Origin of the sequence: Thermococcus thioreducens, from assembly GCF_002214545.1 — an archaeon.
Classification (GTDB): Archaea; Methanobacteriota_B; Thermococci; order Thermococcales; family Thermococcaceae; genus Thermococcus; species Thermococcus thioreducens.
Genome location: NZ_CP015105.1, coordinates 1644604 through 1659929, shown reverse-complemented (window position 1 = coordinate 1659929; position 15326 = coordinate 1644604). Strand labels below are relative to the sequence as shown.

The 15326-nt window shown below is 55.1% G+C and carries 16 protein-coding genes; 9 read left to right on the top strand and 7 right to left on the bottom strand.

From position 1 onward, the window contains the following. Positions 1-45 precede the first annotated feature (45 nt). Entirely contained in the window at positions 46-642 is a 597-nt protein-coding gene (locus A3L14_RS09195; protein ID WP_055428886.1) for an ArsR/SmtB family transcription factor, read from the top strand. Between the two features lie 37 nt (positions 643-679). Here the strand turns inward: A3L14_RS09195 and A3L14_RS09190 are convergent, their stop codons facing one another. Together A3L14_RS09190 and A3L14_RS11730 are read right to left on the bottom strand one after the other, a co-directional pair. After that, on the bottom strand, positions 680-883 hold the full coding sequence (locus A3L14_RS09190) for a 30S ribosomal protein S17e (RefSeq protein ID WP_055428911.1): 204 nt from the start codon (positions 881-883) through the stop codon (positions 680-682). Between the two features lie 98 nt (positions 884-981). Beyond that, the gene (locus A3L14_RS11730; RefSeq protein ID WP_157628423.1) at positions 982-1128 is read right to left on the bottom strand and encodes a hypothetical protein; all 147 of its coding nucleotides are present in this window, start codon (positions 1126-1128) and stop codon (positions 982-984) included. Positions 1129-1221: 93 nt separating this feature from the next. Here A3L14_RS11730 and A3L14_RS09185 point away from each other — a divergent pair, with 93 nt between their 5' ends. Next, positions 1222-1641, top strand: a complete 420-nt coding sequence (locus A3L14_RS09185) for a DUF371 domain-containing protein (RefSeq protein ID WP_055428887.1) — start codon at positions 1222-1224, stop codon at positions 1639-1641. Positions 1642-1653: 12 nt separating this feature from the next. Here the strand turns inward: A3L14_RS09185 and A3L14_RS09180 are convergent, their stop codons facing one another. Genes A3L14_RS09180 through A3L14_RS09165 form a run of 4 tightly spaced genes read right to left on the bottom strand, consistent with a single transcriptional unit; the run spans position 1654 to position 6837 of the window. Continuing rightward, the gene (locus A3L14_RS09180; protein WP_055428888.1) at positions 1654-2553 is read right to left on the bottom strand and encodes a DUF835 domain-containing protein; all 900 of its coding nucleotides are present in this window, start codon (positions 2551-2553) and stop codon (positions 1654-1656) included. Between the two features lie 33 nt (positions 2554-2586). Further along, positions 2587-3507 carry a glycoside hydrolase family 130 protein gene (locus tag A3L14_RS09175; RefSeq protein WP_055428889.1) on the bottom strand — a complete coding sequence of 307 codons (921 nt, stop codon included), beginning with the start codon at positions 3505-3507 and terminating at the stop codon, positions 2587-2589. Continuing rightward, positions 3494-5356 carry an MGH1-like glycoside hydrolase domain-containing protein gene (locus A3L14_RS09170; protein WP_074631123.1) on the bottom strand — a complete coding sequence of 621 codons (1863 nt, stop codon included), beginning with the start codon at positions 5354-5356 and terminating at the stop codon, positions 3494-3496. Before A3L14_RS09170 ends, A3L14_RS09175 begins: the two co-directional genes overlap by 14 nt. A 2-nt stretch (positions 5357-5358) precedes the next feature. After that, positions 5359-6837 (bottom strand): fucose isomerase, encoded by a 1479-nt coding sequence (locus A3L14_RS09165; protein ID WP_055428890.1) that lies wholly within the window; start codon positions 6835-6837, stop codon positions 5359-5361. Between the two features lie 88 nt (positions 6838-6925). Here A3L14_RS09165 and A3L14_RS09160 point away from each other — a divergent pair, with 88 nt between their 5' ends. Next, positions 6926-7876, top strand: a complete 951-nt coding sequence (locus A3L14_RS09160; RefSeq protein ID WP_055428891.1) for a carbohydrate kinase family protein — start codon at positions 6926-6928, stop codon at positions 7874-7876. Here A3L14_RS09160 and A3L14_RS09155 read toward each other — a convergent pair. Continuing rightward, positions 7855-8997, bottom strand: a complete 1143-nt coding sequence (locus A3L14_RS09155; protein ID WP_055428892.1) for a glycosyltransferase — start codon at positions 8995-8997, stop codon at positions 7855-7857. The two genes, A3L14_RS09160 and A3L14_RS09155, sit on opposite strands and share 22 nt — an antisense overlap. Before the next feature lie 87 nt (positions 8998-9084). On the opposite strand from A3L14_RS09155, the gene A3L14_RS09150 reads away from it, so the two are divergent. From A3L14_RS09150 to A3L14_RS09125, 6 genes are all read left to right on the top strand, one after another. Then, positions 9085-10098, top strand: a complete 1014-nt coding sequence (locus A3L14_RS09150) for a Gfo/Idh/MocA family protein (RefSeq protein ID WP_198300089.1) — start codon at positions 9085-9087, stop codon at positions 10096-10098. Continuing rightward, complete coding sequence (locus tag A3L14_RS09145; protein WP_055428894.1) at positions 10095-11108, top strand: Gfo/Idh/MocA family protein; 1014 nt, start codon at positions 10095-10097, stop codon at positions 11106-11108. The genes A3L14_RS09150 and A3L14_RS09145 overlap by 4 nt, the downstream gene beginning before the upstream one ends. Positions 11109-11228: 120 nt before the next feature. Continuing rightward, positions 11229-12515, top strand: coding sequence for an ABC transporter substrate-binding protein (locus A3L14_RS09140; protein ID WP_055428895.1), 1287 nt, complete (start codon positions 11229-11231; stop codon positions 12513-12515). Positions 12516-12524: 9 nt separating this feature from the next. Further along, entirely contained in the window at positions 12525-13379 is an 855-nt protein-coding gene (locus tag A3L14_RS09135) for a carbohydrate ABC transporter permease (RefSeq protein ID WP_074631296.1), read from the top strand. Then, entirely contained in the window at positions 13376-14209 is an 834-nt protein-coding gene (locus A3L14_RS09130; protein WP_055428896.1) for a carbohydrate ABC transporter permease, read from the top strand. Before A3L14_RS09135 ends, A3L14_RS09130 begins: the two co-directional genes overlap by 4 nt. A gap of 9 nt (positions 14210-14218) precedes the next feature. Then, on the top strand, positions 14219-15322 hold the full coding sequence (locus A3L14_RS09125) for an ABC transporter ATP-binding protein (RefSeq protein WP_055428897.1): 1104 nt from the start codon (positions 14219-14221) through the stop codon (positions 15320-15322). The last annotated feature ends 4 nt before the right edge of the window (positions 15323-15326 follow it).

Genomic DNA, 15326 nt, shown 5'->3' with positions numbered 1-15326 from the left:
GTAATCTTTTCTTACATCAAGTTAGGGAAAGAGGGGGGTGAGAGCATGAAATCAAATAAGAACATGGGGAAGTTACTTGACATACTGGGGAACGAGACGCGGAGAAGAATACTCATCCTGCTCACTAAAAGGCCGTACTTCGTAAGCGAGCTCAGCCAGGAGCTTGGAGTGGGCCAGAAGGCAGTACTTGAGCACCTCAGGATACTTGAGAGCGCCGGCCTCATCGAGGGCAGGACTGAAAAGATACCGCGCGGCAGGCCCAGGAAGTACTACACAATAAAGCGCGGCTTCCGCCTTGAGGTCCTGCTCACACCCTACGCTTTCGGCACGGAGATGTACGAGCCCAAGGCCCCGAGACAGACCAAGGAGTACGCCCAGGCCAGGGCGCTTATAAAGTCCACCGAGCCGATGGAGGCGAAGATAGACGAGCTCCTCACCTTCCTGACGGAGATACAGGACAGGATAGAGGAAATCATCAGAACGAAGCAGGAGCTTGAGGAGGTTCGTCTCCTCACGGAGACCTACATTGAAAACCTGTTCCGCCGCATCGCTCAGGAGAACGAGATGGAATTCGAGAGGCTCCTGAAGGAGTTCAGAACAAGACTCCCGAGGAAAATACTTGAAGACCTTGAGGGCTTTTAGGAAGGAGCTTGAAGGGAATAAATCCTAGAAAAGGACCTCAGAGCATCTTGCCCTCTTCCTTCATCCTCACGAGCCGGGTTATGTAGCCCGCTATCCTGTTCCTGATGGTCTTGCTGGTGACGTTGGTGAGCTCTTCAACCTTCTTCTTGTTGTGCTCGAAGTCCCCGGTGAACTCGTTCGGGTAGCGGTCAAACAGCTCGCGGGCAACCCTCTTGATGAACGTCTGCTTGATGTTTCCCATCATCAATCCCCCCGTTAGCTTGATTCTTACAGCCGTAACTCACATCATAAGAGGCCTTTTAAAAGTTTTCCCAGAACAATTGAAAACAAAGGGGTTCTTCACTTTTTCCTGAGCTTCCTGCGGAAGAGTTCGAGCACGTCAACGCTGGTTTTTCCGGGATAGACTTTCCCAAGGGAGTTTATCCTTACGATAGCAAACCCCGAGTTGATCCTCAGGAGGGCCTTAACGGCGCGTCCCAGGTTCATCCTATCACCCTGTGTGGTATTTCTCCGCTACACTTAAAAAGTTTTTCACTCATTTGACCGGAGATTTATAAACCCCCGCTCGAAGCTGGAACCATGTTGAGGGAGGTAATCCGCTGCAGGGGTCACGAGAACGTCAGGGCAACGCACAGATCAACGCTGGAGTTCACGAAGGAGGATTACCTAACACCCCGCGGGGACTGCATACTCTGCATCGAGGCCGACAAGGGGTTAAACGACCTTAGCGATGAGTTCAAGGCCGCTCTAAAGGCCGGAAGGAAGCTCCTAATACGAATAAAGGTTGGGGATCTGGTTGATGAGGTTCTCGCCGAGGGAAGCCCAGACCTGATCCTCGACCATGACTACTCGATGGTCGTCAGAAAGAGCACCTACATTGACTCCAGGACACTCGCAATAAGGGCAAACAAGGCGGCTAAGGACATAGACAGGGAAATAGTGGAGCTCCTGAAGAACCCCAAAACGGAGGCTGAGATCGAGCTTATCCTCTTTGAGTAGGGGCCGTTGTAGTCACTGTCCCCTCGGGTTCTCCTCTTTCCTGGCCTCCAGGTTATCCCGGGAGAGCGCTCCAAAGAGCGTTATTTCCTCTGCCTCAGTGAGCACCCTCTCAATGTCAATGCGGGGAAGCTCTCTCCGTAGAATCGACAGCTGGGTCTCCGAAAATGAGCCCTCATCAATGGCGACGATTAGGGTCGATCCCGTCAGCACCATATAGTCCCTCAGAGTTGTGAGGAACTTCATCAGACTCCTGAAATCGTTGTAGAGCAGAAGGTGCTCCACACCATCTATGATTACCAGGGCCCCACTGCCATTCTCCGATATGAATCTCATTATCTCCCCCTGCAGAACGTGGAGCTTGGACGGGTCAACCGAGCCGGGGGCACCTATGCGGGTTATCCATACAACCTTGTCGAATGAAGGACATCCCTTGGGCTCAAGGCTTCTCCCGGCGTAGAGTACCGCGGTGGCCAATCTGCACAGCGGCTTTATCTTTGAAAGCTCTGAAACCTGGACTGTAAACCCCCCAACGGGCAGAGGGGTCCCCTCTTGTTCCTCCTTTGGTGCGGGGAATGTTCCTGATGGTATCTCGGGGATCTCTGGGACTTTCCCCTGGCCGATCTGATGGAGGAGCCTGAGATAGGTAAATATTGCGGTGAGGATAGTAACGTACGAAAGCGTGAAAAACGTCGCCATTACCCACCATGCCCTGAGGCCGGTCCCTGATTCTATTATAGTCCCCACGCTCCCGACGATGGAAAAGACGCTGGAGAGGAGGGCAAGATAGGCTAACCTCCTTGAGATTGGGGTCTCAAGTGTCTTAAGGTATCCGTACGCCCTGTACGCCGCCACCACTGATACGGAGAGGATTATGAGGCCCGCGACCAGGCCCGGAGGATTGTAGATTTCCATAGGGGGCCCCTCTTAGCCACCTTGTCTCCGGCCCTACTTAAAACTTGCTGAGCTTGGACCTATCGTCCCTATGGCAAGCCCGACGTGCCTGTCTGCTCCCCCGTAGTAGAGGTAGTATTTGCCCCCGTGCTCTATCATTGCCTCCGCGAACACCACGTTGTCAACCCACCCGTGCAGCTCCCAGTCGAAGGTCGGCCTGAGGATGGACTTCTCTGTTCTCCATATGAGCTTTCTTGGGTCTTCCAGATCAAAGAGAGCCGCGTGCGTGTAATAAACGAGCTTTTCGCCCTCGTGGAAGGCTTCGCTGTGTATCAGGAGTATTCCGTCCCCCGTGCGGATTGGAGGGGGTCCGGGCTCAACGAGATGACCCCTAGGCATCAGGACGGGCTCCCTCTCGTACTCCCAGTGGATTAAATCCTTTGAATAGGCGAGCCAGACGTTTGAGTCGCCGAAGTACATGATGTAGTGCCCCTTAAACGGCCCGGACTTCATTTTCTCCGGCAGAATGGCCCCACTCTTTGTCCAGTTGAGCTTTCCGTTCTTGGGGCAAGGAAACTCTTCAAAAACCACTCCATGTTTCTCCCAGTTCAGCAGATTCTTCGAGGTGGCGATGCAGAGCCGTGCCGTCTTTCCATCGTAGCCGGTGTAGGTCATGTAGTAGGTCTCTCCAATTCTCACAACGCGTGGATCCTCAACGCCGAGGCCCTCCCAACTGTATTCCGGCTCCATGACCGGCTCGGGGTGCCTGATGAAGTTGACTCCGTCCTCACTCAGTGCCAGTCCGATTCTCCCGGTTATCTTCTCCCTTTTAGCCTCCGCACGGTAGAGCATGACCACCTTTCCTCTCCTTTTGACCACCGCGGGGTTGTAGACGTTCTTTGAGTCGAATCCTTCATCTGAAGGGGAAAGCACGGGTTTTGGAAGCTTTTCAAACCTGAACTCATAGGGGCTCAACGCTAACACCCCCATTGGCCACTACGAGATATTTCCTTCCTCCAAATGAAAGGCCTCTCAGGACGATGTTTATTCCTTCTGCCGGCTGGATGGTAAGCCCATCCCCCGCCTCCATTCCCAGTGAGGCTGTGACGAAGGCAAAAACGCTCGCCGCGCTCCAGACCTGGGGGGAGTTGGCCCTAGGGACGGGAACGAGCTCGTTAAGGCCGCTGTACAGCTCCGGAAGCTCCCTCTCCGGCAGAAGCTTCGCGGCGGTGAAAACCCTCTCCATAAGCTCCTTCGCAAGGTCGGCCCTTCCAACCCTCGCGAGACCGAGGGCTATCAGCGCGTTGTCGTGCGGCCATACGCTTCCGCGGTGGTAGCTGAAGGGGTTGTAGGCTTTCTCTCTGGCACTGAGGGTTCTTATCCCGTACCGGGAGAGCATGTCCGGCTGGAAAAGCCTCTCCGCTAGTTCCCTCTCGTGATCGGCTATACCCGTCAGGAGCAGGTGCCCCATGTTCGAGGAGACGACTCTGAGTGGCCTTCCATCCCCGTCCAGCGCGAGGGCGTAGTAGGAGCCGAGCCAGAAGTCGCGGTTGAACCTTTTCCTGAGCCGTTCTGCCTCCCCGATTAAGGCCCCTCCATCGAGGTCGGTCAGCCCAAGCTCCCCTGCGAGCTTGAGCGCCCAGTAGGCGTAGCCCTGTACCTCGACGAGCGCTATCGGCGGCTTTGGAAGCTTCCCCTCTTCATCAACTATGGCATCCCTAGAATCCTTCCACCCCTTGTTGCCGAGTATCCCCGGGACGTAGGTTATGTAACCATCATCGAGCTTTCCGAGTATCCACTCGACGGCAGCGGTCAGGTTCGGCTTCAGTTCCTCTATCAGCCTCCTATCCTTGGTCCAGCGCAGGTACTCGCCCGCCAGCGCCACGTAGAGTGGGGTGGCATCGACCGTGCCGTAGTAGGGCGCGAAGGGAACCCTCCCAGACTGGGCGAGCTGACCAAGGCGGAACTCATGCGGTATCTTCCCCGGCTCCTCCTCGTTCTTCGGGTCGGTTTTCTTCCCCTGGAGTCTCCCGAAGAGCCTCAGCGTGCCGGCGGCGTATTCCGGGTAGTACGGCAGGAGAAAGAGTGAGGTTATTATAGCGTCCCTTCCGAAGGGGCATGCGAAGTAGGGAATTCCCGCGAGGGGAACCAGCCCGAAGCGCGTGAACAGCGTCAGGGCGTTTATGTTCTCAACCGCCCTCTCGAATATCCCGTCGATGGCGGGTGAGCCTGTGAAGGCGACGTTTTTTATCGTTTCCCTTTTCTCTGCGAGTATCTCCGAGACCCTGCCCTCGATTTTAGGAATGAACCGGACGTAGAGGACCGCCTTCCCGAGGGGAGGTAGCTCAAGTTCCGCCCTTAAGAGACTTTCCTCCCTTTCCATGTTGGTCTCGATGAAAAGGCTCCTCCTTCCGGCGGGGCTTTCCCTCAGGTGCCTTCCTCCGGCTGGGGCTATTGCCTCCCCGCCCTTCAGCCCCATGAAGCCCCGGACTTGGAATATGTCCTCAAGGGGAGCCTCGTAGGTGTATCTGACCTTGACACCTAGCGGTTTTTCGGATGTATTGTAAAAGGAGAACTTCTCCTCGTAAACCCCGTCAAGGGTTCTCAGCCTCACAAGGATTCCCCGTTCGCCGAGGGTGAAGTGTGAAACCGCCCTGGTGAAGGTCGAGGAGGCTCCTAGGAAGCCCGGCTCCGGAGAAACTTCAAGCTTGGCTTTTCTGACGAATCTGGTGTCGAGAAAATAAAAGCCGTCGTAGTGGGAGGGCATGTCTCCCCTCTCGTCGCTCAGGACGAAGGCCCCGTTGCCGGCTAGGATGGTTCTCATGGCTACCCCTCAAGGAAGGACTTTACCTCACCTGCATCGCCAAGGTCTATCGCCTTTACCTCCCATATCCTCGCGGTAAAGCGGAGCTCCTCGGTGTAGTCGCCGGGGACCAGCGAGAGGTGGTTGGCCCCCATGACCGAGATAAAGCCCTCCTTGTCGAGCGGGTTCCTTATGGCCGTATGCGGCCACTGCCTGCCCCATCTGAGCTTTGACTCCATTTCCTCTGTTATATCAATCCCCTCCGCGAGGAAGTAGAGCAGGTAGTACTCTCCACCGCGGCGTATGAGCCTGGCCACGGTGAAGGTAGCCGGTGGAGTCCTGTACGTGAGCGCCCCGCCGCTCGCCCCCTGGCACTGTCCCTGGACGGTTGTTGCTTTGAGGTTCTCCTCTGGGTTCTCGCTCAGCCTTGCGTAGTAGAGCGAAGCCGCGCCGCAGTTGGCTATCATGACGACCTCGTCGTCCACGTACTTTATATCTCCAAAGAGCGGGGGCTTTCCGCTCAGATAGAAGAGGAGCGCCGAGCTTATCGTGCCCTTGACGTCGCCCTCGCACGTCGCCGGGACTACCTCCTTCTCGCCCTCTGCATCGAGGCTGAACGGAAAGAGTGCGGGAATCAGACAGGCCGTAACGCCGTAGACCTCGCTCAGCTCCGGCTGACACTTTACCGAGACGGCCGAAACGCCTTTCTGCTCTTTCCAGCTCTCCTTTGCGGCGAGATATATGGCTATCTGCCTCCTCAAAGCCTCCGGTGTCAGCATGAGGTCGTCGAACTTCACCTCCATCTCCTCGGTCAGCCAGTCGTAGAACTCCTCCACCCGGACCCTCAGCATCTCGTCCGAGAGCATCTTCTCCGCTTTCCTCACCAGGATGTACTGGTCGAGCATTATGAAGTCGCCGATGATTCTCTTAAGCCCTGGCAGGTCGTCCATGAGGTGCTCCATTCCGAGGGTGTACGGGGCTCCCCAGAGGAGGAGGGACTTCTTAGACAGCTTTGAGACGGCTTCAACGGCCCTTGCCCAGGCCTTTACCTTTTCAACGTCTCCCTTGAGGCGGACGTGGTTCAGCGCGTACTCATTCACCCTACTCTCCCAGAGGGAAGCACCCACCGAGGTGATGCAAGTCGTCCCTGCCCAGGCCGGGTCGTCGTCGGCGTAGAGGAGGAGGGGCTTTTTCGCCTCCCTAACCATCGCCGTGACGAGGTTGCTCTCCGTCCAGTGCCAGAGGCCGGCTATTATTCCTGAGGCGGAGCTTCCTGCTATAATCTCCCCGGCCCTGAAGCTCTCATCCATCGAATCTATCCCGAAGTTCTTACCGGCTTTTAAAGCCTCGTATTTTCCAAGCCTCTCGTTCACGTCGAGGACTTCAAAGCCGGCCTTTCTCAGCTCCTCGATGAGGGCGGAGTGCTTCTCCATCAAAGCCCTCTCGCGCTCAATCGAGAGGGCAGTTGGCCGGGGGTCGGTGAAGGTGATTATGGCTATCATGGGACAACACCTAGGGAAAATCGGCAAAAAGGCATATATAACCGTTGTGTTATAAACCACCTTCAATGGTTGCATTTTGGTGGTGGGGATGATTGTCTCGATCGGTGAGGTGCTCATAGACTTCATAGCCCTCCAGGAGGGGAAGCTTAAGGAGGTAAAGTCCTTCGAGAAGCACCCCGGCGGCGCTCCTGCGAACGTTGCCGTCGGCCTTTCCAGGCTCGGAGTTGAGAGCGCCCTGGTGAGCAAGGTCGGAGACGACCCTTTCGGGGACTTCCTGATCGAAAGGCTCACAGATGAAGGTGTTAAGACATTCATCCCGAGAGACCTTGAGAGGCACACCGGCGTCGTTTTCGTCCAGCTCATCGGTGCTAGGCCGGAGTTCATACTCTACGACGGCGTTGCCTACTTCAACCTGAAGCCTGAGGACGTGGAGACTGCCCTTCTTGAGAGGGCGGAAGTTGTCCACTTCGGGAGCGTTCTCTTCGCCAGGGAGCCTTCGCGTTCGACGCTCTTCGGGATTCTGGAGGAACTTAAGGGAAAGGTTCCGCTGAGCTACGACGTCAACATAAGGCTCGACCTCTGGCGCGGAAGGGAAGATGAGATGCTCCAAGATATTGAGAGGGCCCTGAAACTTGCCGATATAGTCAAGCTCGGTGATGGGGAGCTGGCGTACCTTAGAGACAACGGAATAAGCCCCGAAGACTTCGACTTCAAACTATTCGCGGTGACTCTGGGTGCAGAGGGAAGCGAGCTGAGGAGCGGAGGCGCTGAGGTTCATGTCCCTGCTTACAGTGTCGAACCGGTTGACACCACCGGGGCTGGAGATGCCTTTATGGCCGCCCTCCTTGCTGGCCTTCACTACTCGAACATGGTTGGGCAAGAAGCCATCGATGGGGAACAGCTCAGAAAAATCGGCCGCTTCGCAAACCTCGTAGCGGCCCTCTCGACGACCCTACGGGGGGCCTGGAGCGTTCCAAAAATGGAGGAAATAGTCCTGATGAAAGAGGTGAGGGAGCTCTACCACCGCTCCAAGAGGTAGTCTTTCTCCTCAAGGAATACCTTAGCCCTCTCCTCTATCAGTTTTTCAGCCTCAAGGGTGCTCATGTCCATCGTTCTTTTGACGAAGTCCGCCGTCTTCGCGAAGTAGAGCGGCACAAGGGGTTCCGCCTCGGTTAGAATTCCGTTCCTGTACGCCACGGCTCCGTCGTAGAGGACGTGGCTCCAGAGCCTGTCGTCGAACTCGAAGGTCTTGAGTGCACTCACCACCCCCTTGAGCGTCTCTTCACTAAGCGCCCTCCTCAGCACAGGTTCGTGCTGGGCGAATAGCTCCTTCGCCCTTATCTCCAGGAGCTCCAGGGTCACCTTTACGGGCTCAGGTTCGCCCTTCTCGAGCTCCCCGAATACCGGGACGGGCTCTATCGTTCTCACGTGCTTCCAGATGTCCTCGTATTTCTTCATCAGCATGAACAGCGTCCCGACGACCTGGTTAAACATGGGGCCGAGGGAAGCTGCCGGATCCTTGGGGTCGTGTATCTTCATTCCCAGGGCAGTCTGAGTGATTTTGAAGCCCCTAGCTATGGCAGTCGTCGTCAGGAAAATATCCACGCCGAAGCGCGCCACGTGTGTCTTCCAGACCTCCTCGTCTTCGAGGTAGGCCTCCATGAGCTTCCTGCTTACTCCGAAGTCTCCTCCTATCGGCTGCCTGACGTTCTTCCCGTAGAGCGAGGCCGTCATCGGGTAGGCTATGTTGTTGGTTATGGTTCCGTCCCATTTGTGCCTTATGTAGAGCGGCGCCACGAAGTCGTAGCCTTCCTCGATGGGCCTGGCAAAGCGGTATATCCACTCGGGGGTTATGCTCCTTAAATCACTGTCGACGAAGACTATGGCATCGGCGTCTCTCCCGAGGGCGAACTCCATGAGCTCCTTCATGGCACTGCCCTTTCCCGGGATGGGCCATCTGTAAACGAAGCTGTGAACCTCGACACCGTCTGGGACATCTGTCCCCAGCACTGCGTCCCTCGTCCCGTCGCTGCTCCCCCCGTCGGCGTTGACGACTATTCCGCCTCCGAAATATCTTTTCAGCCCTTTTGCAGCCTGTTTAACGACAAAGGAAATCGTTTCTTCATTGTTGTAACTGGGAATCCCAACGACAACCCTCATTTTCTCCACCCTCGTAAGTTACAACCATTTAAAGTGGTTTATTTTGAAAAGGGTTATATACCTTTCGACCGTATCTGGAAGCAGGCGATGTCCATGGAGCTGAGGGTGGGAGTGATAGGCTGTGGAAACATATTCAACCTCGCCCACAAAAAGGCGCTGAGGGGAATAGAGGGGATTAAGGTCGTTGCCTGCATGGACATAGACGATGCCAGAGCGGAGGAAGGTGCCAAAGCTTTTGGAGCGAAGGCGTTCACGGGCCTCGATGAGTTCCTTGACCTTGACCTCGACGTTGTGGAAATACTGACGCCGACTTATACCCATGCCGAGCTGGCCCTCGCGGCCCTTAAGGCTGGAAAGCACGTGGTAGTGGAGAAGCCAATAGCCCTCACCGTCGAAGAGGGCGAGAGGATGATAAGGACCGCGGAGAAAGAAGGCCTGCACCTCTTCGTTGGCCACGTGAGGCGCTTTGACCTCAGATGGATTCAGATGAAGGAGGTTATAAAGAAGCGCAACATCCTCCCCATGCACATCAGGAAGGCCGAAGTCCAGAACCTCCCCTTCCCGAAGGACTACTGGTACTGGGACGAGAACAGGAGCGGCGGTGTTGCCGTTGACCTTGGAGTCCACGTCACGGACTTCCTGCGCTGGTTCTTTGAGAGCGAGCCCCTGAGGGTCTACGCAGTTGGAAAGTCCATCAAGGAGGAGGCAAGGGCAAACGAAACGTTCGACCACTTCATGATGATGATAGCGTTCGAGGGGGGAAAGACGGGCATAGCCGAGGTCAGCTGGGCGTACCCCTATCCCTCTCGCTACGGTGTGTTTTACCACCACGTTGACATCATAGGCAAGAACGGCAGGATACGCTATACCCCGCTGGATACTCCGGTCGTCGGTGTTGCCAAGGCCAACTTCGAGATGCCCCGTTTCTCACCGCTCCTGTCGACGTTTCCAGATGCCTTCGAGAGGGAGCTGAGGCACTTCTTCAACTGCATCAGGGGCAGGGAGGAGCCAATGGTTACAGCGGAGGACGCTCTTATTGCGCTGAAGATTGCAGAAAAGGCCAAGGAAAGCGCCCGGAAGGGGGAGGTGGTTGAGGTATGAGGAAGCTCAACTTCGGAGTAATCAGCTACGCCCATCCGCATGCCCTTCGTTTTGCCTCGGTAATTGCGGGGGGCAAGAGGACAAAGCTCGTTGCTATATCCGGGGACGGCTCGAACTCCGACGTGGCCAAGACCGAGGCGAGGAAGTACGGGGCGAAGTTCTATAGGGACTACGAGGCCCTCCTGGGGGACAAAAACGTGGAGGCCGTTTACATTGCCATAGAAACATATAGACACAAGGAAGTAGCCGTCAGGGCCGCGGAGGAGGGCAAGCACATACTCCTTGAGAAGCCCATCGCCCTGAACCTCAGGGACGCTGATGAGGTGATAAAGGCCGCTAAAAAGGCAGGGGTTAAGCTCATGCTGCCCTTCAACCCGCGCTTTACGGATCCTCTGAGAAAAGCCAAGGAGATGATAGACGCCGGCGAGATAGGTGCTCTGGAGTACATACAAACGATTTCTGAAAACGTCAAGCCGCCCATATTCCTTCAGGGACTCGATATGAGCTGGTTTCTGGATGCCAAAAAGTCCGGCGGCGGGGGGTTCATGGACACCGCACCCCACGGCGTTGACTCCCTCCTCTGGCTCACCGGCGATGTGCCCAGGAAGGTCTACGCCGACATAGGGAGCAAGATATACGGTTTTCCGGTGGATGACATAGGGACGGCCGTCCTTGAGTTCAGGAAAGGCGTCCTGGCGGTTCTTACCGCGGGCTGGGGCAACCCCAAGGGCTACTCCTACGGTATTGAGATAAAGTACTACCTCGTTGGCAGGGAGGGCTTCCTCGACGTCAGAACCGCCTACCCGGACTTCACGGTGTATCAGGACAGGGCAGAAAAGATATACTGGGACAGGCCGGACGTTAGGGGGATAGTGAACTCCTTCACCGAGGCCGTGCTCAAGGGCCGGGAGATCCCCATAACTGGAGAGGACGCCAAGAAGAACCTCGCCATAATCCTGGCGGCGTACGAATCCTCCAGGACGGGGAGGACAGTGAAGCTCAGGCTTTAATCTCAAACTTTTACTTTTGTGTAAATACAACCACTTTCAGTGGTTTTAAACACAAATCTTATATATGTTGTCCACATAAGTTCGTTGAAGTACCTTACTTAAGGTATCGGGTGATGCCCCATGAAGAGGTTGTTTGGACTTTTGTTGGCCGGTATTGTGGTTTTTGCAGTGGTGGCCAGCGGCTGTATCTCTCCCGGAGGGGAGACCAAGGTAACAGTGACGTTTCTATCGACCCAGCTGAACCCGCCCGAAGAGAGGGCCTTCGTTCAGGAGGAACTTTTGAAGGGCTTCACTGACGAGACGGGAATTGACGTAAACTTCGTCCCCATAGCATATACAGACCTGATTACAAGGCTGGAAGGCGAGCAGCAGACCGGAAAGGTTACCATAGACGTTATAGGCGACCTCCACGGCGGTCTTGATTACATGGCCGCCAAAGGATGGCTTGAAGATTTGGGAGGAATGCCAAAACTTGAGGGAAGGACGTTCATCAACACACTTGAGAAGTACTCCTACATCCGTGGTCAGAAGGTCTACGTTCCATGGATGAGCGCTACCTATGTGATGGTCGTCAACAAGGATGCCTTCAAGTACCTCCCGGAGGGTCTCACAGAAGAGGACGTTATGAAGGGCACGGAGAAGTGGACTTACGATGCCCTTCTCCAGTGGGCCAAGAACCTGAAAGAGGCAACAGGACAGCCGCAGCTTGGCTTCCCTGCAGGACCAAAGGGCCTGTGGCACAGGTTCCTCCATGGATACATCTACCCAAGCTACACGGGTTACCAGGCCAAGAAGTTCAACAGTCCCGAGGCAGTTGAGATGTGGAACTACATGAAGGGGCTCTGGCCCTACGTTCACCCCTCGAGCACCGTCTGGGACGCAATGGCAGACCCGCTCCTCAAGGGGGAGGTTATGATAGCCTGGGATCACACAGCGAGGATTAAGAACGCCATAGAGACCAAGCCCGACCAGTTCGTCGTCGTCCCGGTTCCAAGGGGACCCAAGGGAAGGGGCTTCATTGTTGTCATCGCTGGCCTTGCCATACCTAAGAACGCCCCCAACAAGGAGGAGGCCTGGAAGCTGATAGACTACCTCACCAGGCCGGAGACTCAGGTTAAGGTTCTGGAGAAGGTCGGGTTCTTCCCGACGGTCGAGGAAGCAAGCGGAAAGCTACCTGAAGGACCGCTCAAGATACTTGCTGAGGGTGTTCAGGCGCAGGCAAGCACGGAAGATGCCCTAATAGCCATAATTCCAAACCTTGGCGAGAAAGGAGGACAGTTCACAAGCCTCTACAGGGAAGCCTTTGAGAGGATTGTCCTTAAGAATGAGGATCCACAGGCGGTTCTCAACGAGCTTGGGCCGCAAATGGAGCAGATATTCCAGGAGGTAGGCATTCCAATGCCGTGAGGGATGGTGATGGAGAGAAGAGACTTTCTCCCTTATCTTTTACTTTTGCCTGCAATCCTGTATCTGCTGGGTTTTATTGGCTACCCTCTAATCCAGGCGTTTTATCTGGCCTTCACGAAGGATGGTGCCCTCTCTCTTGAGACATTTAGACGGGCCATTAGCGATTACTACTTTTGGGATGCCCTTAAAAATACGCTCCTCTTTGGGGCGGTTATAGTCCCAATCCAGCTGGCGCTGGCCGTTTTGCTGGCGCTGTTTATGAACAGGACGTTTAAAGGGCGTGACCTGGGTATCTACGCCCTTATAATACCTCTCACTATTAGCGATGTCGCCGCAGGTTTGATATGGTTTTCCATGCTCTCGCCCTACGGGTTTGTTAATAAGATCCTGATAAACCTCGGCATAACTGATGCCCCGATATATTTCTTTGGGTACCAGTTCAGAGCCAGGGAGTTCTTTGTGATAGTACTTGCTGAGATCTGGAGGGCGACCTCTATAGTCTTCGTCATAATTCTGGCGGGCCTCCAGATGATAAGCAAGGAGTACATCGAGGCGGCGGAGGTGTTTGGGGCGGGCTACTGGACAAGGCTCAGGCATATCGTCCTCCCAATGCTGAAACCGAGCATACAGAGCGCCCTCATAATAAGAACCCTCTTCGCGATGCAGATCTTCGGTATAGTCCTAATCCTGGCCGGAAGGGACATACCTGTTTTGGCAGCCGAAGGATTCCGGCAGATGGTTGATCTGAAAGATCCAGGCGTGGCCTCCATATACGCCCTGATAATCGCCGCAATCTCCCTTGTACTGGCTGGTCTCTACGTAAAGTTCCTTAAGGCTGAGTATCTGGAGGTGGGAGAGCGATGAACGACGAGACCAGATACCTGCTGAAAAGGATAGCAACTTACGCTGTGGTCTTCACTATAGTCCTCTGGATACTGCTCCCTCTGGTCATTGCGTTTTTGTACGGTTTCACCACGGCTGAGGACTACTACAACCCAACCAAAATAATTCCAACGAACTTTACCACTAAATACATCGAGACGATACTGTTCACCCTCGGAGCATGGAACGGCATCAAGAACAGCATCATAGTGGCTCTGATGACCATAGGGATCAGCTTTCTTCTGGGAATTCCCGCGGGGTATGCCATGGCGAGGTTCATCTTTCCGGGCAAGGACACCATAAAGCTATCCATAGTCGGAATCAGGATGTTCCCCGTGATAGTGATGGCAATTCCCCTTGTCGTCCTCTATATAAACCTGCGCCTTATAGACACACTCCTTGGGGTTGCGCTCGCCCACACAGCGATGGCGTTGCCCTTTGTGATACTTATAACCTCCAGCATCTTTGCGGGGGTTTCAAAGGAGCTTGAGGAGGCCGCACTGGTATTTGGCCTCACGAGGTTTGGATCCTTCCGAAAGATTACTCTGCCTCTAGCCCTTCCAGGACTGGCGGCGGCAGCCATGTTTACCTTTGTCATGAGCTGGAACGAGGTGTTCATGGCGTCAATACTCACCCTCAACAACAGGACGTTGCCGGCTCTCATACTCTCCATAGTGGCGGGGGCGGGGGGTGGAGCGGCACCGGACTACTACAAGTTTGCCGCGGCGTTCATAATGACGCTTCCCGCGATGGTGTTCGTGTTCTTCACAAGAAAATATCTGGTCACGATGTGGGGTATAACGCTCAAGTGAGGTGTTAACATGGTCGAGGTTAAGCTCGATAGGATAACCAAAAGGTTTGGGAGCTTTGAAGCGGTTAAAGAATTAAGCCTGAAAATAGATAACGGTGAATTCCTTGTGCTCCTCGGGCCAAGCGGCTGCGGGAAGACGACGACGCTGAGGATGATTTCCGGCCTTGAGACACCCACCGAGGGGAGGATATACTTCGGGGACAGGGATGTTACCTACCTACCCCCCAAGGACAGGAACATTTCGATGGTCTTCCAGAGCTATGCAGTGTGGCCCCACATGAAGGTCTTCGATAACATAGCCTTCCCGCTCAAGGTAAAGAAGTACCCCGAGGACGAGATAAGACGGCGCGTCAAATGGGCGGCTGAACTGCTCCAGATAGAGGAGCTCCTTGACCGCTATCCAGGACAGCTGAGCGGCGGCCAGAGGCAGCGTGTGGCCGTTGCAAGGGCGATAGTGGTCGAACCGGACGTTCTGCTGATGGACGAGCCTCTCAGCAATCTCGACGCCAAGCTGAGGGTCGCGATGCGTGCCGAGATAAAGAAGCTCCAGACTAAGCTCAAGGTCACGACGATATACGTCACCCACGACCAGGTCGAGGCAATGACCATGGGCGACAGGATAGCGGTCATGAACCAGGGGAGACTCCTCCAGGTGGGCCCTCCGACGGAGGTTTACCTCAAGCCGAACTCCCTTTTCGTGGCGACTTTCATAGGTGCCCCCGAGATGAACATTCTGGATGCCAGCCTCGTTGAGAATGAGGGGATAGCCCTTGAGGGTGACGGCTTCAGGATACCCCTACCCGAGGACTTCAGGGATATTCTCCTCGACTACCTCGGGAAGGATGTTCTGGTCGGCATAAGGCCGGAGCACATGACTGTGAAGGGAGTATCCACGCTGGAACATGTGACCAGAAGCGTTGAGATAGATGGGGTCGTCGATTTCATCGAGGCCCTTGGAACGGACACTATAGTGCATGCCAAGGTCGGTGGGAGCATCATCAAGATAAAGCTGCCCGGACACATACCCTTACCCATCGGAGAAAAGATTAAAATAGAGGTCGACCTTGATAACCTCCATATCTTTGACAAGACCACCGAAAAAGCGATAATCTGAGGCC